General features: G+C 66.1%; 20 protein-coding genes. 9 read left to right on the top strand and 11 right to left on the bottom strand.

The features are described 5' to 3' along the window. Positions 1 to 22 precede the first annotated feature (22 nt). A complete protein-coding gene (lysS, locus tag QSJ34_RS17980; protein WP_285577951.1) occupies positions 23 to 1552 on the top strand; it encodes a lysine--tRNA ligase in 1530 nt (509 codons plus the stop codon). A gap of 106 nt (positions 1553 to 1658) precedes the next feature. Further along, positions 1659 to 2786, top strand: a complete 1128-nt coding sequence (locus QSJ34_RS17975) for a DegT/DnrJ/EryC1/StrS family aminotransferase (RefSeq protein ID WP_285577949.1) — start codon at positions 1659 to 1661, stop codon at positions 2784 to 2786. Positions 2787 to 2804: 18 nt separating this feature from the next. Here QSJ34_RS17975 and QSJ34_RS17970 read toward each other — a convergent pair whose 3' ends face one another. Further along, complete coding sequence (locus QSJ34_RS17970) at positions 2805 to 3191, bottom strand: PilZ domain-containing protein (RefSeq protein WP_285577947.1); 387 nt, start codon at positions 3189 to 3191, stop codon at positions 2805 to 2807. 212 nt (positions 3192 to 3403) lie between these two features. Here QSJ34_RS17970 and rplI point away from each other — a divergent pair, with 212 nt between their 5' ends. From rplI to QSJ34_RS17955, 3 genes are all read left to right on the top strand, one after another. Beyond that, positions 3404 to 3856 carry a 50S ribosomal protein L9 gene (gene rplI / locus QSJ34_RS17965; protein ID WP_285577945.1) on the top strand — a complete coding sequence of 151 codons (453 nt, stop codon included), beginning with the start codon at positions 3404 to 3406 and terminating at the stop codon, positions 3854 to 3856. Positions 3857 to 3966: 110 nt separating this feature from the next. After that, entirely contained in the window at positions 3967 to 4266 is a 300-nt protein-coding gene (locus QSJ34_RS17960; protein WP_285577943.1) for an HU family DNA-binding protein, read from the top strand. Positions 4267 to 4700: 434 nt separating this feature from the next. Continuing rightward, positions 4701 to 5381, top strand: a complete 681-nt coding sequence (locus QSJ34_RS17955; protein WP_285577941.1) for a methyltransferase — start codon at positions 4701 to 4703, stop codon at positions 5379 to 5381. Between the two features lie 22 nt (positions 5382 to 5403). Here QSJ34_RS17955 and QSJ34_RS17950 read toward each other — a convergent pair whose 3' ends face one another. Further along, positions 5404 to 6315 carry a LysR family transcriptional regulator gene (locus tag QSJ34_RS17950; RefSeq protein WP_285577938.1) on the bottom strand — a complete coding sequence of 304 codons (912 nt, stop codon included), beginning with the start codon at positions 6313 to 6315 and terminating at the stop codon, positions 5404 to 5406. Between the two features lie 82 nt (positions 6316 to 6397). On the opposite strand from QSJ34_RS17950, the gene amaB reads away from it, so the two are divergent. Together amaB and QSJ34_RS17940 are read left to right on the top strand one after the other, a co-directional pair. Continuing rightward, on the top strand, positions 6398 to 7912 hold the full coding sequence (amaB, locus tag QSJ34_RS17945; protein ID WP_285577936.1) for an L-piperidine-6-carboxylate dehydrogenase: 1515 nt from the start codon (positions 6398 to 6400) through the stop codon (positions 7910 to 7912). 209 nt (positions 7913 to 8121) lie between these two features. Further along, positions 8122 to 9825 carry a sensor histidine kinase gene (locus QSJ34_RS17940; RefSeq protein WP_285577934.1) on the top strand — a complete coding sequence of 568 codons (1704 nt, stop codon included), beginning with the start codon at positions 8122 to 8124 and terminating at the stop codon, positions 9823 to 9825. Here QSJ34_RS17940 and thiS read toward each other — a convergent pair. The 8 genes from thiS to QSJ34_RS17900 form a co-directional block, all read right to left on the bottom strand. Then, positions 9812 to 10009, bottom strand: coding sequence for a sulfur carrier protein ThiS (thiS, locus tag QSJ34_RS17935; protein ID WP_285577931.1), 198 nt, complete (start codon positions 10007 to 10009; stop codon positions 9812 to 9814). The genes QSJ34_RS17940 and thiS overlap by 14 nt on opposite strands. Positions 10010 to 10068: 59 nt before the next feature. Continuing rightward, a complete protein-coding gene (locus QSJ34_RS17930) occupies positions 10069 to 12294 on the bottom strand; it encodes an aldehyde ferredoxin oxidoreductase family protein (protein ID WP_285577929.1) in 2226 nt (741 codons plus the stop codon). A 158-nt stretch (positions 12295 to 12452) separates the two neighbouring features. Then, positions 12453 to 12875 carry a 4Fe-4S binding protein gene (locus QSJ34_RS17925; protein WP_285577927.1) on the bottom strand — a complete coding sequence of 141 codons (423 nt, stop codon included), beginning with the start codon at positions 12873 to 12875 and terminating at the stop codon, positions 12453 to 12455. 110 nt (positions 12876 to 12985) lie between these two features. After that, complete coding sequence (locus QSJ34_RS17920; protein WP_285577925.1) at positions 12986 to 14092, bottom strand: ABC transporter ATP-binding protein; 1107 nt, start codon at positions 14090 to 14092, stop codon at positions 12986 to 12988. Beyond that, a complete protein-coding gene (locus tag QSJ34_RS17915) occupies positions 14089 to 14787 on the bottom strand; it encodes an ABC transporter permease (RefSeq protein WP_285577923.1) in 699 nt (232 codons plus the stop codon). The genes QSJ34_RS17920 and QSJ34_RS17915 overlap by 4 nt, the downstream gene beginning before the upstream one ends. A 9-nt stretch (positions 14788 to 14796) precedes the next feature. Continuing rightward, a complete protein-coding gene (pruA, locus tag QSJ34_RS17910) occupies positions 14797 to 16428 on the bottom strand; it encodes an L-glutamate gamma-semialdehyde dehydrogenase (RefSeq protein WP_285577921.1) in 1632 nt (543 codons plus the stop codon). 5 nt (positions 16429 to 16433) lie between these two features. Next, positions 16434 to 17288 carry an ABC transporter substrate-binding protein gene (locus tag QSJ34_RS17905; protein WP_285577919.1) on the bottom strand — a complete coding sequence of 285 codons (855 nt, stop codon included), beginning with the start codon at positions 17286 to 17288 and terminating at the stop codon, positions 16434 to 16436. Between the two features lie 78 nt (positions 17289 to 17366). Beyond that, entirely contained in the window at positions 17367 to 17723 is a 357-nt protein-coding gene (locus QSJ34_RS17900) for a winged helix-turn-helix domain-containing protein (protein WP_285577917.1), read from the bottom strand. Positions 17724 to 17796: 73 nt separating this feature from the next. Between QSJ34_RS17900 and QSJ34_RS17895 the strand changes: the two genes are divergently transcribed. Together QSJ34_RS17895 and QSJ34_RS17890 are read left to right on the top strand one after the other, a co-directional pair. Beyond that, positions 17797 to 18240 (top strand): hypothetical protein, encoded by a 444-nt coding sequence (locus QSJ34_RS17895; RefSeq protein ID WP_285577915.1) that lies wholly within the window; start codon positions 17797 to 17799, stop codon positions 18238 to 18240. Further along, positions 18240 to 19478 (top strand): molybdopterin molybdotransferase MoeA, encoded by a 1239-nt coding sequence (locus QSJ34_RS17890; protein ID WP_285577912.1) that lies wholly within the window; start codon positions 18240 to 18242, stop codon positions 19476 to 19478. Before QSJ34_RS17895 ends, QSJ34_RS17890 begins: the two co-directional genes overlap by 1 nt. Here QSJ34_RS17890 and QSJ34_RS17885 read toward each other — a convergent pair. Beyond that, positions 19475 to 20154, bottom strand: a 680-nt coding sequence (locus QSJ34_RS17885; RefSeq protein ID WP_285577910.1) for an integrase core domain-containing protein, incomplete at its 5' end; no start/stop codon positions are given. The two genes, QSJ34_RS17890 and QSJ34_RS17885, sit on opposite strands and share 4 nt — an antisense overlap.

The raw sequence follows: 20154 nt of genomic DNA, 5'->3' as shown, positions 1-20154 counted from the left end.
ATTGGTTCGTGCCGGAGTTCCCATGCAGCCCAACCAGTACCGCGACGCGCGCCTCGACAAGCTCGAAAAGCTGAAGGCCCTCGGCCTGGACGTGTGGCCCCGGAAGGCGCAGCGCACCCACGGCCTGGCGGAACTGGCGGCGACCTATGCCGACGCCGAAGCCTGGCCCAACGAGAAGCTGGAGGGCCTGGGCCTCTCGGTTTCGGTCATGGGCCGCGTGCTCACCATCCGCGAGATGGGCAAGAGCGTCTTCGCCCACCTGACGGAGAACGGCGAAAAGGTGCAGGCCTTCTTCCGCATGAACGACATGAGCGAGGCCGCCTGGGAGACCCTCAAGCTCCTCGACATGGGCGATTTCATCAGCGTCACCGGCCCCCTCATGCGCACCAAGACGGGCGAGCTGAGCGTGCGCGTGAAGGAGCTGCAGTTCCTCAGCAAGGCCCTGCTGCCCCTGCCCGAGAAGTGGCACGGCCTGCAGGACAAGGAGCAGCGCTACCGCCAGCGCTACCTCGACCTCATCTCCAACGGCGACGTGCTGAAGACCTTCCAGACCCGCTCGCGCATCGTGAGCGCCGTGCGGCGCTTCATGGAAGAGCAGGGCTACCTCGAAGTCGAGACGCCCATGATGCAGCCCATCCCCGGCGGCGCCACGGCCCGGCCCTTCATCACGCACCACAACGCCCTGGACATGGACCTCTACCTTCGCATCGCGCCGGAGCTCTACCTCAAGCGCCTCATCGTGGGGGGCTTCGAGAAGGTCTTCGAGATCAACCGGAATTTCCGCAACGAAGGCCTCAGCCAGCGCCACAACCCCGAATTCACCATGATGGAGTTCTACGCCGCGGGCCAGGATCTGCGCGACATGATGGCCCTCACGGAAGGCCTGGTCTCCAGCCTGGCGAAGGACGTGGTCGGCTCGGAAACCCTGCCCTGGGGCGAGCAGGAGATCTCGTACGCCGCGCCCTTCCGCCGCCTCACCATGAAGGACGCCATCGCCGAGTACGGCCACCTCGACCGGCACCTGCTGGAGGATGGCGACTGCGTGCGCACCTTCGCCAAGGCCGCCCACATCGAGGACGTCGAGAAGAAGACCGTGGGCACCCTGCTGGGCGACCTCTTCGAGCACTACGCCGAGAAGCAGCTCATCCAGCCCACCTTCATCACGGACTACCCCATCGAGCTGTCGCCTCTGACGAAAACCCTGGAAGGCGACGACCGCTTCGTGGACCGCTTCGAGCTGTTCATCGGCGGCATGGAGCTGGCTAACGCCTACTCCGAGCTGAACGATCCCATCGATCAGATGGGCCGCTTCCAGGCCCAGATGGACGAACGGGAATCGGGCAACGACGAGGCCATGCTGCTGGACCAGGACTTCATCACCAGCCTGGAGCACGGCTTTCCGCCCTGTGGCGGCGAAGGCATCGGCATCGACCGCCTCGTCATGCTGCTCACCAACAGCGCGAGCATCCGCGACGTCATCCTCTTCCCCCTCATGAGGCCCCACTCTGCTGAGCGGGGCGAAAGCCCTGCGAAGCAGGAGGACGCGACCTGATGTCGCGTCCGATCGTGGGCGGAACCGTTCGGTTGTAACCCCGCCCGATGTGACTGAATCGCCTTTGACCCGCTGGCATACTTGAAAACCGAATTTGGAGGCTCCCATGCCTGTCCCGATGCTTGAGCTCGCCCCGCAGAACGCCGCCGTCAAGACCAAGGTCCTGGAGGGCCTCTCCGGTCTCATCGACCGCTCGGCCTTCATCCTCGGCGAGAACGTGAAGGGGCTCGAAGCGGAGATCTCCGCCTATGCCGGCGCCGCCCATGCGGTGGCCATGTCCAGCGGCACGGACGCGCAGCTGGCGGCCCTCATGGCCCTGGGCATCGGGCATGGCGACGAGGTGATCGTCCCCAGCTTCACCTTCTTCGCCACGGCGGGCGTGGTTTCGCGCCTGGGTGCGAAGCCTGTCTTCATCGATCTGGAACCCGCCACCTTCAACGCCACCGGTGCCCTGGTGGAAGCGGCCATCACGCCCCGCACCAAGGCCATCATGCCCGTGCACCTCTTCGGCCAGCTGGCGGACATGCCGGGCATCATGGCCGTGGCGAAGAAGCACGGCCTGCCCGTCATCGAGGACGCCTGCCAGAGCCTGGGCGCCAAGGGCTGGGGCAAGTCCGCGGGCCAGTTCGGCGACATGACGGCCTACAGCTTCTATCCCACGAAGAACCTCGGCGCCTTCGGCGACGCGGGCATGACGGCCATCCGCGATGACGCGGCGCTGGCTGCGCGGGTGCGGCGCATCCGCGTGCACGGCATGGAGCCCGTCTACATGCACCACGAGGTGGGCATGAACGGGCGCATGGACGAGTTCCAGGCCCTGGTGCTGCGCGCCAAGCTGCCCAGCCTCGACGGCTGGCACGAAGGCCGCCGCAAGCACGCCGCCTGGTACCTGGAGCGGATGAAGGGGCTCGGGGCCGACGAGGTGGTGCTGCCCCTGGAAGTGGTGCCTGACGGCCGCCACATCTACAACCAGTTCACCATCCGCGTGAAGGGTGGGAAGCGCGACGCGCTGCAGGCCCACCTGAAGGAGCGCGGCATCGGCAGCGCCATCTACTACCCCATCTGCCTCCACGAGCAGCCCTGCTTCAAGGATCTGGGCTACAAGGCGGGCCAGCTGCCGGAATCCGAGCGGGCCGCCAAGGAAGTGCTCAGCCTGCCCGTCTACCCCGAGATGACCGAGGCCATGCGCGAGGAAGTGGCCACGGCGATCCTGGGCTTCTTCGGCAAGAAGTAGCCCCTAATTTCCCTGGGCCTAGTTTCCTTGGGCCTGGGAGGCTGTCGCGGCATCGATCCAGGTGTCGATGGCCGCCTGGGTCGTATCGTCCACGCCCAGGAACTGGATGCCGATGCCGACCATCTCCATGGGGTCGGCGGAGGGGCGTCCGCCCAGGACGTAGGACACGGCGGCGATGATGGGGGCCTTGGGCAGCTCGGCGTGCATCAGCACCAGGCCCTCGAGGACGGCGCCGCGCTCGAACAACCGGGCATCGCGTGCCCCGACCAGGGCGAAGCAGCCCCCGCTGCTCAGGTTGGTGATGCGCACGTCCTGGTAGGCATGTCCCTTCAGGATGAAGGAGATGCCGAACTCGGGGCCGACGATGATGCGGCGGGTATCGCGGCGATCGGCATAGGTGCTCATCCGGGGCTCCGAGGGGGAGGAAATCCTGGCTTGGGTATCGGGTCCTCCCAGGATAGACTGGATTTTCCGATCGGCCTTAACCCATCGGGGGAAAGGGAGGGTTCTCATGGCCCGGCCCTGACGGCGCAGGACGCCGTCTCACCCACGCGGGGACAACGCGAGCAGCATGGCGCTGGCCGGACTCAAACCCTCAATCCCCTCAGGGAGAACCCATGGAAATCCTTCTGATCGAAAACGTGCAGCACCTCGGCGTCCGCGGCGATGTCGTGAACGTCAAGGACGGCTACGCCCGCAACTTCCTCCTGCCCCGCAAGATGGCCCTGCCCGTCACCGCCGGCAACAAGCGCCAGATCGAGCTGGAGAAGGTGCGCGCCGAGAAGCTCCGCGCCAAGGAACTGGCCGATGCCAAGAGCCTGGCCGAGAAGCTCGAAGCCATCAGCCTGGCAGTCTCGAAGAAGGCCGGCGAGAGCGGCCACCTCTTCGGTTCCGTCACCAACGCCGACGTGGCCGAGCTCTTCAAGGGCAAGGGCTTCACGCTGGACCGCCGTGACATCACCGTGCCCCACATCAAGGACGCGGGCACCTACGTCGTGGATGTCCGCCTCTACAGCGGCGTGCACGCCAAGGTCAATCTGGAAGTCAGCGCCACCGCGGCCGCTGAGTAATCCACCATTCCCCATCCCCTCCTGTGGCCGGCCCCCGAGGGGAAGCCGGTCGCGCCGGGATTCGCGTGTCATCGGGGATCCCGTTCATTCCCTCCTCAAGGAGAAGCTCCATGGCCAAGACCACTTCCAAGCCCGAAACCCTCGGCATCGCTGAACTCGCCGCCAACCTCGCGGAGGCCCAGGACCTGTCCAAGGCCCGCGCCAAGGCCATCCTGGACGGCGTGCGCGATCACATCGTCGAGACCCTGCTCACGGGCAACCGCGTGAACCTCTTCGGCCTCGGCACCTTCGAAGTGCGCGCGACCAAGGAGAAGATGGGCCGCAACCCCAAGACCGGCGAAAGCATCCAGATCCCCGCCGGCCGCAAAGTCGTCTTCAAGACGGCCAAGGGCCTCAAGGATCAGATGTAAGGATCGGCAGAGAACGCCGCAGAAGGCCGCCGAAAGGCGGCCTTCGTCGTTTAAGAGAGACGACTTTGCGGCCGTGCAAAGTCGTCTTCACCATCCGACCGAAGCGCAGCGGAGGGAGGGTGGGGCCGCATCGGCGTAGCCGATGGCGGGGGCGAAGCCCCGAGGGCCGGAGGTCCGAGCCAAGACGGCCAAGGGCCTCAAGGATCAGATGTAAGGATCGGCAGAGAACGCCGCAGAAGGCCGCCGAAAGGCGGCCTTCGTCGTTCAGGAGAGACGACTCGGCGGCCGTGCAAAGCCGTCTTCACCATCCGATGGGCGAGGCGCCGAGACCCGAGCCATGACCGCCAAGGGCCTCAAGAATTCAACCTGCTCTAGACTCGGCTTGATGGAATGCCCCACTGAACGCCCCTCAACCGACAGGATCTGGTGACGCCATGGATCGTTCCTCACGCAATCGGCTCACCGAGAAGCTGCTCCCTCAGTTCGCGGGGGAGACCTTGTTTAATGCTCTCGCCCGGGCCGTTTGCCGCGCCGGATGCCTGCCGCGGAAGGAGTTGTACGAAGCCTGGGAGGTGGCCCGAAGGGTGCGCCGTCGCTTCCGGGGGAGGCGGGTCGTGGACCTGGCGTGTGGGCACGGGCTGCTGGCGCAGGCCCTCCTCCTGCTCGACGACAGCTCCCCCGATGCCTGGGCCGTCGACCAGAGGATCCCCAAAAGCGCCACGACTCTGGAGGCGTCGCTGAACGAAGCCTGGCCGCGACTGCGGGGTCGGGTCCACCATGTCGAGGCCGACCTCAGGGACGTGCCGCTGTTTCGAGATGATCTGATCGTCTCCGCCCACGCCTGCGGGGGGCTGACAGATCTGATCCTGGAACGGGCCGTCGAGGTGGGGGCCTGTGTGGCCGTCCTGCCTTGCTGCCACGATCTCCAAAGTTCCGATCTCGGCGGCCTGGAGGGGTGGCTGGATGGTCCGCTCGCCATCGACGCCACCCGCGCTGCGCGGCTGCGGCCCAGGGGATACCGCGTGATCACGCAGGTGATTCCGGGGGACATCACGCCCAAGAACCGTCTTCTCATGGGCGCACCCGAAGCGGCCCAAGCCTCCTTGCTCCCCTAGCCGGATCCCCCGGAACGCCCGCCTAGGATCCGAATTCCGCCGGGCTCAGGGACTGCAGGTAGCGCGTCAGCAATCGCTGCTTCTCGTGGCTCGCCTTCACCTTCTTCTGGTAGATGGAGAAGCGGTCCTCCGTGGGGCGGATGGCGGGGAAGAGGGCCACGAGGTCGCCGCGCCGGAGTTCCTCGAGCACGGCGTAGCGGGGCACCAGCAGGGCGCCCATGCCCTCCATGGCGGCATGCACCATGGCCCGGATGTGGTTCACGGCGATGATGCGGTCCAACTGCGGCTGTTCGCGGTCAGGCACGGCCATGAGGAAGCGGTTCCACCAGGCGCCCGCCTTGTCCAGGGAGAGCACGGGGCAACCCGACAGGTCCCCGGGAAGGTGCAGGCGGTGCGCTTTCCTGAAAGCCTTGGAGCAGGCCACCACGTAGGTTTCGCGAAAGAGCGGCGCCTTCTTCAGCGTGGGCAGGGGGTGTTCCTGGCAGTCGATGATGAGGTCGAGGTCGTCGCGCAGCAGGGGGCCCAGCAGGTCGTGGCTGAGGGTGAAGTCGATCTCCAGATCCGGGTGGGCGGTGAGGAAGGGCTGCATGTGCTTCATGAGGATGCTGCTGCCGAATTCGACGGTGGTGCCCACGCGCAGGCGCCCCCGCGCCAGGGTCTGGTGCCGTCGCAGGTCGTCGGCCGCCGCGTCGAGGGTGGCGAAGGCCTGCTCGCAGGCCAGGTAGAGGCGCCGGCCTTCTTCGGTCAGGCCCAGGTCCCGGCCCTTGCGGTCCAGCAGCGGCACGCCGGCGAGGTCCTCCAGCTTGGCCATGGCGTGGCTGACGGCGGACTGGGTGCGGCCCAGCTTGCGGGCGCAGGCCGTGAAGCTGCCCGCCTGGGCCAGGGTGTAGAAGGTGCGCAGCTGGGGCAGGTCGAGGAGGGTGTCCATGATCATGAATCATATTCATGGATGGCGTGAATCGAATGAGTTTTGTTGTTGAAACAAAAAGCGATATTAATGGATCGTGGAGGCAGTCATGGAAAAGATCCTGAATTCGCTGGGTATTTCAGATGTGAACCCCGGGGGCTTCTCGGGCGCGTGGACGGGCAGCGGGAAGGCCCAGAAGGTCGTGTCCCCCATCAACGGCGAGACCCTGGCCACGGTCACCAACGTCACCCCCCAGGAATTCGAGGCCATCCTGGCGAAGAGCCACGCCGCCTTCGCGTCCTGGAAGCTGGTGCCCGCGCCCAAGCGTGGCGAGGTGGTGAAGGCCCTCGGCGACGAGTTGCGCAAGCACAAGGCGGCGCTGGCCGAACTGGTCACGCTGGAGATGGGCAAGACCCTCCGCGAGGGCCTGGGCGAGGTGCAGGAGATGATCGACATCTGCGACTTCGCCGTGGGCCTTTCGCGCCAGCTCTACGGGCTCACCATGCCCAGCGAGCGCAAGCAGCACCGCCTCCAGGAGCAGTGGCACCCCTTGGGCGTCGTGGGCGTCATCACGGCCTTCAACTTCCCCGTGGCCGTGTGGAGCTGGAACACGGCCCTGGCCCTCGTTTGCGGCGACACGGTGCTGTGGAAGCCGTCGTCCAAGACGCCGCTCACGGCCATCGCCTGCACGAAGATCGCCGAGAAGGTGCTGCGCGACTTCGGTTTCGATCCCGCCATCTGCAGCCTGGCCATCGGCAAGGGCAGCGACATCGGTGACCTCATCAACACCGATCCCCGCGTGGCGCTGGTTTCCTACACGGGTTCCGTACCCGGCGGCCGACACGTGGGCAAGCTGGTGCAGGAGCGCTTCGGCCGCCACATCCTCGAGCTGGGCGGCAACGGCGCGGTGATCGTGAGCGACAAGGGCGATCTGGAGATCGCGCTGCGCTCCATCTACTTCGGCGCCATCGGCACCTCGGGCCAGCGCTGCACCTCCACCCGCCGGGTCATCGTGCACGAGTCCATCTACGGCACCTTCAAGGCGCGCCTGCTGGAGCTCTACGCGAAGACGCCCATCGGCGACCCCCGCGATTCGAAGAACCTCATGGGTCCCCTGGTGGACGCCGGTGCCGTAGATACCATGCTGACGGCCATCGAGACGGTGAAGGCCGAGGGCGGAAAGATCCTCTGCGGCGGCGAGAAATTGCCTCACGCAGGTGGCTGCTACATTACGCCCGCCATCGCCGAAGTGAAGGGCAACCTCGCCATCGTGAAGGAAGAGACCTTCGCGCCCGTGCTCTACCTCATGACCTACCGGACCATCGAGGAGGCCATCGCCCTCCAGAACGGCGTGCCCCAGGGCCTTTCCAGCGCCATCATCACCAACGACCAGCGCGAGAGCGAGCTCTTCCTCTCGGCGGCGGGCAGCGATTGCGGCCTGGCCAACGTGAACACGGGTACCAGTGGTGCCGAGATCGGCGGGGCCTTCGGCGGCGAGAAGGAAACGGGCGGCGGCCGCGAAAGCGGGTCCGACGCGTGGAAGGCCTACATGCGCCGCCAGACCAGCGCCATCAACTTCAGCGGCCAGGTGGAGCTGGCCCAGGGCATCACCCTCGAACTCTGAGGACGCGCGAATTCAGATATGGAAGGGGGGCTTCGCCCCCCTTTTTTGTCGAGTCCATGCCTCTGGCGACGATTCCCTTGGACAGGGCCCCAGGGCTTCCCGCTAAGCTCAGGGCAACCACTCGAGAGGCGCCCTTGAAAGGGCCAGATTCCTTCATCCTGTCCTCGGACCCGGCTGCGGCCACGGCGCCCCGGCCCGCAGGAGAGGGCATGGCGTCACGGATGCGACAGACCGCGCGGGTCCTGCTGGTGGGGGCGTGGATGCTGGTGGCCGGCCTCCACCTGGCCTTGCGCCCGGAGCAGCGGCGTCTCACCTGGCCCCTCGGCTACCTGCTGCTCGAAGCCCTGGCGGCCGCCAGCCTCGCCTACCGGGCCTGGCGCACGCCCGGGGAAAGCCGCACCGCCTGGTGGCTACTGGCCGCTTCGGCCTTCCTGGAAGTGCCGAACCTGATCTTCAACAGCCTCGAACTCCAGGGCCTCCTTCCGGCCTGGGCCGAGCACCTGCAAAGCTACCTCGCCCTGGGCACCGGACTCCTCGTGCTGGCGGGGGTACTGAGCTTCCCGATGGGGCACGACCGGGGCCTGAGGTTCCGGCGGCGTGCCCTGGACAGCCTCATCTTCGCGGCCTCACTCCTGTTTCTGCTCTGGGTGATGGGGATCCAGGGATCCCTCCACGCGGCGGCCCACGGCATCGGCCTGCGGGTCTTCGCCGCCTACCTGAACGCCGCCCTCTTCGGCGGCGGCCTGGTCTTCATGACCTCGTACCATCCGGACTGCATCCGGGGGCCCCTGGGTTGGCTGGCGGCCTCGTCCCTGGCCTGGCTGGCGGCGCTCTCCGGCTGGACGCTGAGCGGCCTTCCACCGGTGGTGGCCATTCACGGATGGATCATCGTCGCCGCCGCCATCCCGCTGTTCCAGGGCCTGGCGGCCTGGTCGCCGAAGTCCGTGGAGGAGATCGTCGTCGAGGTGGACTTCGACCGGAGTTCGGGGCTGTTCTCCTACCTGCCGGTCCTGCTTGCGGTGCTGGTGCTGGCGGCCCTGCTGGCCTGGGCGCCCCGGCAGGTGACGCGGGAGACCTATGCCCTCTTCCTCGCCGTGGTGGTGCTGCTCCTGCTGCGGCAGTTCCAGGCCATCCTGGATCTCCGGGCCGCGCGCAGCACCCTCGAGGCCCGCGTGCAGCACCGCACGAAGGCGCTGGAGCAGGCCCAGGACACCCTCATCCGCACGGAGCGCATGAACACCCTGGCCCTGATGGGGGCCGGGCTCGCCCACGATCTCAACAACCTGCTCTGCGCGGTGAAGAGTTCCGCGGACCTGGCGCTCCTGAACCTGGAGGAGGGCCTGCCGCCTGGCGTCGAGGATCTCACGCGCATCAGCGGGGCCGCGGATCGCGCGGCGCTGCTCACCCGCCGCCTGATGGAATTCGCGCGACGCGAAGTCGAAGCGCTGGCGCCCGTGGAGCTCGGCCGCGAGATCCATGGCATGGAGGAGACTCTCCGCCTGCTGCTTCCGCGGTCGGTGGACCTCCGCATCCAGGTGGGCGCCGAGGCCATGGTGGTCTGGAGCACCCGCCTCCGGCTGGAGCAGATGCTGGTGAACCTCGTGGCCAATGCGGGCGATGCCATGCCCAAGGGCGGCACGCTCCATGTGAAGGTGGCGCGTAGCGGGGATCAGGCCCTGATCGAAGTGGCCGACAGCGGTGTGGGCATGGGGCCTGAGGTGCTGGCGCGCATCTTCGATCCCTTTTTCACCACCAAGGCGCCGGGCAAAGGTACGGGCCTGGGCCTCTCTTCGCTCAAGGCCATGGTGGAAGAGGGGAACGGCCGTCTGGAAGTGGAAAGCGAGCCGGGGAAGGGATCCCGTTTCCGTCTCCTGATGCCACTGATGCGGTCCGAGGCGCTCAGCCCCCGCTGATGAGGTGGATGACCTTGACCACGGCGCCATCGGGAACGCTGGCGGTGTCGTAGTCCTTCTTCTGGATCAGGGCGTCGTCCACGTGGATGACGAGCATGGGGAAGCGGTAGTTCTTCGCGCGCAGCACGTCCCGCACGGTCATGCCCGGGTGCCACTCAAGGGGTTCCTCGTTCACCACGATCATGTTCGTATTCCGCCTTTGCTTTTCACGAAGAGAATCGGCCGCGTCCGCGGCCGATTCTCTCAGAGGTACTGCTTCACGACGTCGACCACTTCGGGGAAGGCATCGAGGCCCAGCTCCTTCAAGCGCTCCAGGGTGGGCACGCCGTCGAGGGTCCAGCCGCGGCGGGTGTAGACGCTGTCCATGAGCTGGGAGAAGCGGCCGGTACGCCACTTCCGGTGCATGGCCATCTTCTCCTCTGTGGTCTTGCCCACGGGATCGAGACCCATCTCGGTGATGATCTGCTGGTCGTAGCGCTCGGCGCGGGACTCGTATTCTTCCTTCGTGACGGGGCCCATGGAACGGTAGGGCGCCGCATCGTGTTCACGCAGGCCCTTGCCCATGCGGATGTTGAACACGCGCTGGAAGTTGTAGACCTTCGCGGATTGCACGATGAGGTCTTCCTTCGTGATCTTGACGCCCGTGGTGGCGCTGAAGAGATCCACGTAGTTCTGCACGTGTTCGGGCACCTTGTGGGCCTCGGGCTGGGAGCTGTTGTTGGACGGCACCACATCGTTCCAGGGCAGCTTGCAGAAACCGTTGAGACCGAACCAGGTGCGGAAGAGGGGGAAGTAGTAGAGCGCTTCGGCCTTGTCCTCGAAGGTGGGCAGCTGCTTGTTCACCATGTCCATGAAGATCAGCCAGGCCTCGTCGTGCTGCGGCCCCTTGTTGGTGAGGGCGTAGCCGCCCTGCTGGGCGAGGGATTCCTTCGAAAGGTACTGGGAGTACTCCAGGCCCTTGTTCTCCATGCCGATGTCGTTGATGAGCTGCGGATCGCCCCAGCCGTTGGCAATGAAGAGTTCCTTCATCTTCTTCACGCCCATGCCGGCGATCTTGCCGAAACCCTCGCCGCGGGCCATCTGGTGCATCATCTCGAGGTCCGCCTCGGCGTTGCCCCAGGTCATGTCCAGGCCGCCCGTGCGTTCCTTGTTGAGAATTCCGCGCTGGTAGCACTCCATCACGAAGGCGCAGAGGGTGCCATAGGTGATGGTGCAGATGCCGTAGGTGTCGCAGTAGAAGTTCAGCTCGAGCAGGTAGTCGGGATCGAAGACGCCGCAGTTGGAGCCCAGGCCCGCCGCGTTTTCGTACTCGGGGCCGTCGACCGTGACCGTGTCGCCCTTGTAGGGGCCGGTCTTCAGTACGAGTCCGTCGGCACCCTTGGCGCAGGCCATGGAGCAGCCGTACCAGCATCCGTCCACCGTGTGCTGGGTGCAGCGCTGCTGCCAGTAGCTGCTATCGATCTTGTGCGTGTCGGGATGGGAGCCGTACTGGAAGTTGTGGACAGGCAGCAGGTCGTAGGCGTCCATGATCTCGACGATGTGGGCCGTGCCGTTGCGGCGCATCATGCACTGGGAACCGTCGTTCTCGCGGATCTCCTTGTGGTACTTGATGCCGGTTTTCGCGATGGTCTCGGGATCGACAGGATGGTTCATGTCGCCGGCGACCTTGGGCCCGCGCACCACCAGGGCGCGGATGCGCTTGTCGCGGAACACGGTGCCGATGCCGCCGCGGCCCGCCTGCTTGAAGCGCACGCACTTGCGGCGCCGGTCATAGAAGGAGAAGTTGAGCATGCCGATGAGGCTGTGCTCGGCGGCGGCGCCCGTGGACACCACGGAGACGTTGGGCAGGTCGGCCTCGTTCTCCGCGTACATGTGCGTGAGGATCTCCGCGAGGACGTGGCTGTCCACGGGATCCGTGGGCGCCTCCTCGATGCGGATGATGCCCTTCTGGCCATCGATGAACAGGATGATGTCCCTGTCGGACTTGCCCTGCAGCTCCAGCGCATCGAAGCCCGAGAACTTCAGCAGCGGGCCGTAGAAGCCGCCCACGTTCGAATCGATGGGAATGTCGGTCTGGGGCGAGAGGCTCACCACCAGTGACTTGCCGGTGCCCGCGTACTGGGTCATGCCCGCCACGGGCCCGGGGCTGATGACGATCTCGTTTTCGGGGTCGTTCCAGCGGGTGGTGGGTTTCACCGCGTTCCACAGGTGGTAGAGGCCGAAGCCGCGGCCCCCGATGAAGACCTCCTTCATCTGCCGGGTGACGGGCTTTTCCGTGATCTCCAGCGAATCCACGTTCACGTACAGGGTGCGGTTCGTGTAGCCCTTGTCCGGCAGGCTGGGCGTGTAGGCGATCTCCTTCAGCACCTTGTGGGCGGCGCGGATGGCTTCGAGCCCGTCGAGGTACTCGGTGCGCTGGGTGTAGTCGATGTCCATGACCTTGCTGGGATCGAAAACGAGCTGGCTCATGTCAGTTCCTTTCCTGGGAAGGATTCACCACGGAGGCACGGAGAACACGGAGTGTGGATCGGGCGTTCACGGAGAAATGAAAGAGGCACTTCTCAGTGGTGATCTCCGTGTTCATGTCTCGGTGCCCTCCGTGTCTCCGTGGTGGGTCTTCAGTGCGCTCAAATGATCCGGACGGCCGGCTCGGGGACTTCCACGATGGACAGGGCGCCGTGGGGGCAGACCTTCACGCAGATGCCGCAGGACGTGCACTTGTGGGGAGTGATCCAGTCGGAGTTCCGCATGAAGGCTTCCTTCTCGCAGAAGCCGATGCACATGTAGCAGCCCACGCAGATCTTCTTGTCGATCATGACGACGCCGAGCTTGTTGCGCTTCAGGGCCTCCGTGGGGCAGACCACGACGCAATCGCCGCACTGGTCGCAGAGCACGGCCTTGCCGCCGCCGTCCTCGTAGGCCTTGATCTGGAGGGCGGCCTGGGCGGGATCATCCACCTTGAAGACCTTGATGGCGCACTCCATCTCGCACTCGTGATTGCAGTTGCGTCCTGCATCACACTTCTGGAAATCGATCACCAGCTGTCTCATGGCGCGGGCGCCTCCGGACGGGGTTCAAGGATGCAAAACCACACTGGGGAAGGCACCGCCATCCCTCTGCTGAGGCTAGTCCTGGGCCCAGGAGGCCGCAATGGTCGCGGTCACAGTTCGGTGTCGGCGCCTCCTGTGCGGATCAGGTGGACGGCCGTCGCCTTGAAGGCCGCCACGACGGGACGGCCCGGCTCCAGAGCCAGTTCGGACAAGGATTGGGGCGTGACCCAGGCGGACAGCTCGAAGCCGCAGTCCAGCTCGATGCGGTGGAAGGGGCCGCAAGGAATGATCTTGGTCACAGTTCCCGGGAGCTGGTTGCGGGCGCTGCTGGTGTTGTCGGTCTGTAAAGACAGCGTCACATGCTCAGGACGGATCCCCACGAGGACGGCCTGGCCCGGCGCCGCGTCCCCGAGGGCCCAGATCGCACGGGAGCCGACGTCGAGGGTGAGCAGCCCATCCACCGCGGCCCTCACCCGGCCCTGCGCCAGGGTTTCCATGCCCACGTAGGCTGCGACGAAGGGGTCCTCCGGATGGTTCATCACCTGGGCGAGGCTGCCTTCCTGGACGATGCGGCCCGCGCTCATCACGGCGAGGCGATGGGCCAGCCGCGTGGCCTCGCCCTGGTCGTGGGTGGCGAAGACGGCGGTGGTGCGTGTCTCCGACAGGATGCGGCCAAGGTCCTCCAACAGTCCCGCCCGGGTGGGGGGATCCAGGGCGGAGAAGGGCTCGTCGAGAAAAAGGATCTCGGGATTCAGCGCGAAGGCGCGGGCGAGGGCCGTGCGCTGGGCCTCGCCGCCCGAGAGCCGTCGGGCCGAGCGGTCGAGCAGGTGGCTGATGCCGAAACGGGCCGCGCTGGTCTGGATCCGCTCGTCCCGCACCCGGCTGGGCAGGCCCCGCCATCGCAGGCCCGCGGCCAGGTTTTCGTGCACGGTGGTGTCGAAGAGGTGGGGCTCCTGGAACACCATGGTCACGCGGCGACGGTAGGCCTGCCGCATGGCCGGGGCCTTCAGTGCCTCGCCTTCAAAAGACAGGGAGCCATCGGCCTCCAGGAGCGCCGCCAGAGCGAGCATGAGCGACGTTTTTCCGGCGCCGTTGGGGCCGATGAGGGCCAGGACCTCGCCGCGGTGCAGGGCGAGGTCGGTCACCTGGAGCACCGGCACGCCGCCACGGCGGACCACCAGGTTCTTGGCCTCGAGGAGGGTCTCAGGCGCGCTCATCGCGGGCGCTCGCGCTGCTGCAGGTGCGTGAGCAGGGCGTTCACGCCGAAGGTGAGCAGCAGAAGGATGAAGCTGAGGGCGAAGGCCACATCGAAGTTGCCGCGGCTCGTTTCCATCACGGTGGCCGTGGTCAGGACGCGCGTGCTGCCCTTGAGGTTGCCGCCCACCATGATGGAGGCACCCACCTCGGAGATGACACCGCCGAAGCCCGCCATCACCGCGGCGAGCAGGGGCAGGCGAGCCTCGCGCAGCAGCATCCAGACCATCTGGGTGCGCGTGGCTCCGAGGGAGAGGATCTGCAGGCGCAGGCCCGGCGGCAGATGCTGGAAGGCGGCGAGGCCGAGGCCCGCGACGATGGGCGTGGCGATGACCGCCTGGGCGAGGATGATGGCCGCGGGCGTGTAGAGGATGCCGAGGAAGCCGAGGGGTCCGTTCCGCCAGAGCAGCACGGTCACGAAGAGGCCCACCACCACGGGGGGAAGGCCCATGCCCGTGTTCAGAAGGGCGATGACGAGGCGCTTGCCCGGGAATTCATTGAGCGCCACCCCCAGGGCCAGACCGAGCCCGAGGATGACGCTCAACAAGGTGGCCAATCCCGAAACCTTGAGAGAGAGCAGGGTAATCCGGAGGACTTCGGGATCCAGCGTGAGCAGCAGCTCAAGCGCTTTGCGGAGGCCCTCCCAGATCAGATCCACGAGGCTCCTTTATTCAGCTTCGAGGAAGGGGAACTTGATGTCCCGGGGCGGCGTGAAGCTCTCCTTGATGGTGCGCGGAGAGGTCCAGCGGATGAGGTTCAGGAGGCTGCCGGCCTTGTCGTTGGTGCCCGAGGCGCGGGCTCCGCCGAAGGGCTGGTGGCCCACGACGGCGCCGGTGCACTTGTCGTTGATGTAGAAGTTGCCCGCGGTGTTGGCCAGGGCCTCGGTCAGCTGGTTGATGACGTAGCGGTCGCGGGCGAAGATGGCGCCGGTGAGGGCGTAAGGCGACGTCTGGTCGAGCACCTTGAGCGTCTCCTCCAGCTTCGCGTCGTCGTAGACGTAGAGCGTGACGACGGGCGCGAAGATCTCTTCCTCCATGGTCACGAACTTCGGGTTCGTCGTGAGGATGATGGTGGGCTCGATGAAGTAGCCCTTGCTCTTGTCGCCCTTGCCGCCGGCGAGGATCTCCGCGTCCTTGGCGTTCTTGGCCAGCTCGATGTACTTCATCGTGCTGTCGAAGGCCGCCTCGTCGATGACGGCGTTGAAGAAATTGCGGAAGTCCCGCACGTCGCCCATCTTGATTTCGGCGAGCAGGCCCAGGAGCAGGGTCTTCATCTCCGCCCAGCGCGAGGCGGGGATGTAGACGCGGGAGCAGGCGGAGCACTTCTGGCCCTGGTATTCGAAGCCCGCGCGGACGATGGCCGCGGCGGTCTCTTCCGCATCGGCGGAGGCGTGCATGAAGATGTAGTCCTTGCCGCCGGTCTCGCCGACGAGGCGGGGATAGCTCTTGTAGCGGGACAGATTGTCGCCGATGGTCTTCCACATGCTGTTGAACACACCCGTGGAGCCGGTGAAGTGCAGCCCCGCGAAGTTGGGATCCTCCAGCGCGATCTTGCCGATCATGGAGCCGCGGCCGGGGATGAAGTTGATGACGCCGTCGGGCAGGCCCGCTTCCTTGAAGAGCTGCATGAGGTAGTAGTTCGACAGGATGGACGTGGAGGCGGGCTTCCAGACCACGGTGTTGCCCATGATGGCGGGGGCCGTGGCCAGGTTGGCGCCGATGGCCGTGAAGTTGAAGGGCGTGACGGCCAGCACGAAGCCTTCGAGAGCCCGGTAGTGGACGCGATTCCATACGTGGGGATCGGAGATGGGCTGGTGCTTGTAGATGTCTTCCATGAACTTCGCATTGAAGCGGAAGAAGTCCGCCGTCTCGCAGGTGCTGTCGATCTCCGCCTGGTAGGCGCTCTTCGACTGGTTCAGCATCGTCGCGGCGTTCAGGATGTAGCGGTACTTCGAGGAGATGAGGCTGGCCATCTTGTGGAAGATGGCGGCGCGATCCTCCCAGGGCGTGGCCTCCCAATCCTTCTTGGCGGCCATGGCCGCGTCGATGGCCATGCGCACCTCGGCCTCGCCGGCCTCGTGGTAGCGGGCCAGCACGTGCTGGTGGTCGTGGGGACAGACCGCCTTCTGCAGCTTGCCGGTGCGGATTTCCTTGCCGCCGATGATGAGGGGGATGTCGAGCTCCTGGTTGAACTGGCGGTCCAGCTCGGCCTTGAGCCGGGCCCGTTCCTTCGATCCGGGGGCGTACGACAGGATCGCCTCGTTGTGGGATTCAGGCAGGCTGAAGATCGCATTCGACATGGGGTTTATCTCCTTCCGGCGTCCACGTTCGGAACATCGGCATCTGGAAAGAATAACGGCGACCCATAGAGTCCGATTCCGAATTCTTTGATTCGTTTCTGGACAACTTTCGACACCAGGAAGTCAGCAAAGGCGCGGGCTCCAGCCCCATTCACCTTGGGGAACCGCATGGGGTTTACTTCGATGACGTGGTAGACATTCCTGAGTGTGGGATCGCCTTCATGAAGAATGATCAGGCTGATATTTCTGCGCATCGCCAGGTAGGTGCCTCGGTCTGACAGGGTGTAAGCCTTCTTTTCGGACGCGACAGCCAAGGTCTGGCCCATGCCCTGGCCGGTCTCCTGGTACCAGGGCTGGCCCTCCGCGGTGATGCCCGCGGCCTTCCACAGCTTCAGCTCCTGCGCATGGGTGCCCGAATGGTCACCGCGCGACAGGAAGAGCGAGCGGGTCTTTGCGATGCGCTGGAAACCTTCCAGGGCGCCGCGCTTCGACACGCCCGCGGGATCACCGGGTGGTCCCAGCAGGACGAAATCGTTGTGCATGACGATGCGGCGCCGGATGCCGGCGCCATCGGCCAGGAGGGCTTCTTCCGCTTCGGGGGAATGGACGAGCAGCACGTCGGCCTCGCCGCGCCTGCCCATGGCGATGGCCTGACCCGACCCCACGGCGATGGTCTTGACGGCGTAACCGCTCTGCTTTTCGAAGAGGGGAAGGAGGTCGTCCAGCAGGCCCGAATCCTGAGTGCTGGTGGTGGTGGCGAGTATGACGGCGGGCTGCGCGGGCGGCGCGGCCGGCAGCAGGGTTGCGGCCAGGAGGATGACGAGTGCCAGGGCCCCATGCCGCCATCTGGATCGATTCACGTGAGCCTCCAGTCGATAGTCTCTCAGGGATACATCGATTCGTGTGGACTTGTGCGGATGGTTTTGCGGAATGTCACATCAGGCGAGGAGGCGCTTCCTGAACGCCTTCACATCGGCTTCGATGGCGGCGGAGGCCTTGGCCTGGATGTCGCGGAAGCGGACCAGGGCCTCGCGGCCCAGGTCCGTCACCTGGGCGCCGCCGCCGCGGAGTCCGCCCTTCGCCGCCACCACCACGGGCGATTTGAAGCTCTGGTTCATCTCGTCAATCAGCAGCCAGGCCTTGCGGTAGCTCATGTCGAGCTCGCGGGCTGCGGCGGAGATGGAACCCGCGCGATCCACCGCCTCGAGAAGGTCGGCCTTGCCTTTGCCGATGGCGATGTTCTCGCCGTGGGCGATGCGGATGCGGATGGTGGCCTGGGGGGCGGGTCGGCTCATGGTGGGTTCCGGGAATCGGACCATTATCGGCGGGAAGGGCCTGCAGCGGCGGTGATTCTGCTAGAAAAGAGGCATGGATACGGTGAGCGCGGATCGACCCGCACGGCGAACGTTCCGGGAGCTCCTCTTCCCGGAAAGGCCCCGCTTCTTCGCCTGGGCCCGGCCGGTCCAGCTCGTGCTGCGCAGCCTCCACCTCGCGGCCATGGCGCTGGTGGTGGGAGGTCTGCCCTTCGGCGCCGACTTCCACGCGCTGCGGGGCGCCATCCTGGTCACCGTCGCGACCGGGTTTCTGCTGTTCGCCATCGACCTCGCCAAGGATCTGGCCATTCTCACCCAGGGCAGCGGCGTTGCCGTGCTCGTGAAACTCGGCTTGCTCGGCATGGGTCTCCTCCAGCCCGCTTCCCGTCTGACCTGGTACCTGGCTGCCACCTTGGTCGCTTCCGTCGGTTCGCACATGCCGGGGAGCTGGCGGCATTTCTCTTTCCTCACCTGGAAGGTCGTGAGGTACTCGGAGTGATGCTGACGCCCACCCTCGCCCTCGACCTCATCCTGGAACGCCTGCCCCGCCCGGCGGCGGACCTGCGGCCCCTGCAGGACACCCTCGGCCTGGCGGCGGCCGAGGATCTGCATTCCCGCGCCACGGTGCCGCCCTTCACCAATTCGGCGATGGATGGCTATGCGGTGCGCGCCGAGGATCTGGCCTCGGCTTCGCTGGATCATCCGGTGCGGCTGCGCGTGCTCGGTGACCTGGCGGCGGGAGGCGTATCCCACAGCGTGGTGAAGGTCGGGGAGGCGCTGCGCATCATGACGGGGGCGCCCCTGCCCGAGGGCGCCGACGCGGTGGTGCCCGTGGAGGACACCCGGTGCGGAGAGGGGCCGGGCGGCGATTGGATGGAGGCCTGTAAGCCGCTCCGTGCGGGCATCCACATCCGTCTGGCGGGCGAGGATCTGCAGAAGGAGCAACTGCTCGTGAAGGCCGGCCATCAGCTGCGCCCGGGCGATCTGGGCGTGCTGGCGGCGGCGGGCCTGCCCGCGCTGCCCGTGCATCCCCGTGTGCGCGTGGCGGTACTCACCACGGGCGACGAACTGGTGGACGTCTCAGACGAGCCCGGCCCGGGCCGCATCCGCGATGCGAACATCCACGCGCTGTGCGCCCAGGTGGCCGCCTGCGGCGCGATCCCCGTGCCCTTTCCGCGGGTACCCGATGATCGCGAAACGCTGAAGCAGACGCTGCTGCGGGCCCTGGAGGCCGACGTGGTGCTCACGACCGGTGGCATCTCCGTGGGCGATTACGATTTCATGAAGGGCCTGTTCGAAGCCCTCGGCGCCGAGCGCATCTTCTGGAAGGTGGCGCAGAAGCCCGGCGGCCCCCTGGGCTTCTGGATGCTGCAGGGCAAGCCTGTGTTCGGCATCCCGGGCAATCCCGTGGCCGCCATGCTCATGGTCGAGGAGTACGTGCGGCCCGCCCTGCGCAAGCTGATGGGGTTTGCGAACCTGCATCGGCCCGTGGCGGAGGCGAGCCTCGAAGGCGGCTGGAGCGGCAAGGTCGGCGATCACCGCACCACCTTCCTGCGGGTGGTGGCGCGGCGCGAAGGGGGCCACCTGAAGGCACGCCTCACGGGTCCCCAGGGCTCGGCCATCCTGTCCTCCATGCTCACGGCCAACGCGCTGGCCGTGATTCCCGAAGGGCTGGATCGCGTGGCGCCCGGAGGCCCGGTGACCCTCCACCTCACGGAGGAGGCGGAGGATCACTAGGTGTCGTTGCCAACGAGGTTGTTCAGCCTTGTGACTGGGGGCTGACTGCCTAAGGCCGAATGAGGCCTATGGTGATTGTAGAAGTGGAGCCAGGCGCTGAGTGCTTGGTTTCGTTCATTTGAACTCTGCCAGGTAGGGCCGTAGGCCCACTCCCGTAGGGCGGTCTGGATCAGACGCTCGGCCTTGCCGTTGGTTCTCGGACGGTAAGGCCGAGTCCGGCTGTGCTTGAGGCCATAGGACTCGCGCATGGCCTTGAACTCCTTAGACCGGTAAGGTGACCCGTTGTCGGTCAGTAGCTTGCGGGCCGTAATGCCCTGGGCCAGGAAGTGCAAAAGCGCCCTCTGGAGGAAAGCAGCTGTGGTGCCCTTCTTTTCGTCCGGCAGCACCTCCATGTAACAGGCCCTGGAGTGGTCGTCGCTGCAGACGTGTAGCACCTGGTAACCCGCCTTGCGATTCTTGTGGTGGCGGATGCCCGTGGCGCGGTGGCCCACCTCGTGGAAGTTCGCCAGCTTCTTCGTGTCCAGGTGGAGCAAGTCGCCTGGGGCATCGTGCTCGTAACGGTTGGGTGGCTCCTTTCCCTGGAGATCTGAAACGCGGGAGATCCCGGCCTTTCGCAGCCAGAACCCCACCGTTGAACGCGGAACGCCCAACTCCGAGGCGATCCGGACTGCCGCCT

Source organism: Geothrix limicola, assembly GCF_030268085.1.
GTDB classification, from domain to species: Bacteria; Acidobacteriota; Holophagae; order Holophagales; family Holophagaceae; genus Geothrix; species Geothrix limicola.
This window is presented reverse-complemented; position numbering and strand designations above follow the sequence as displayed.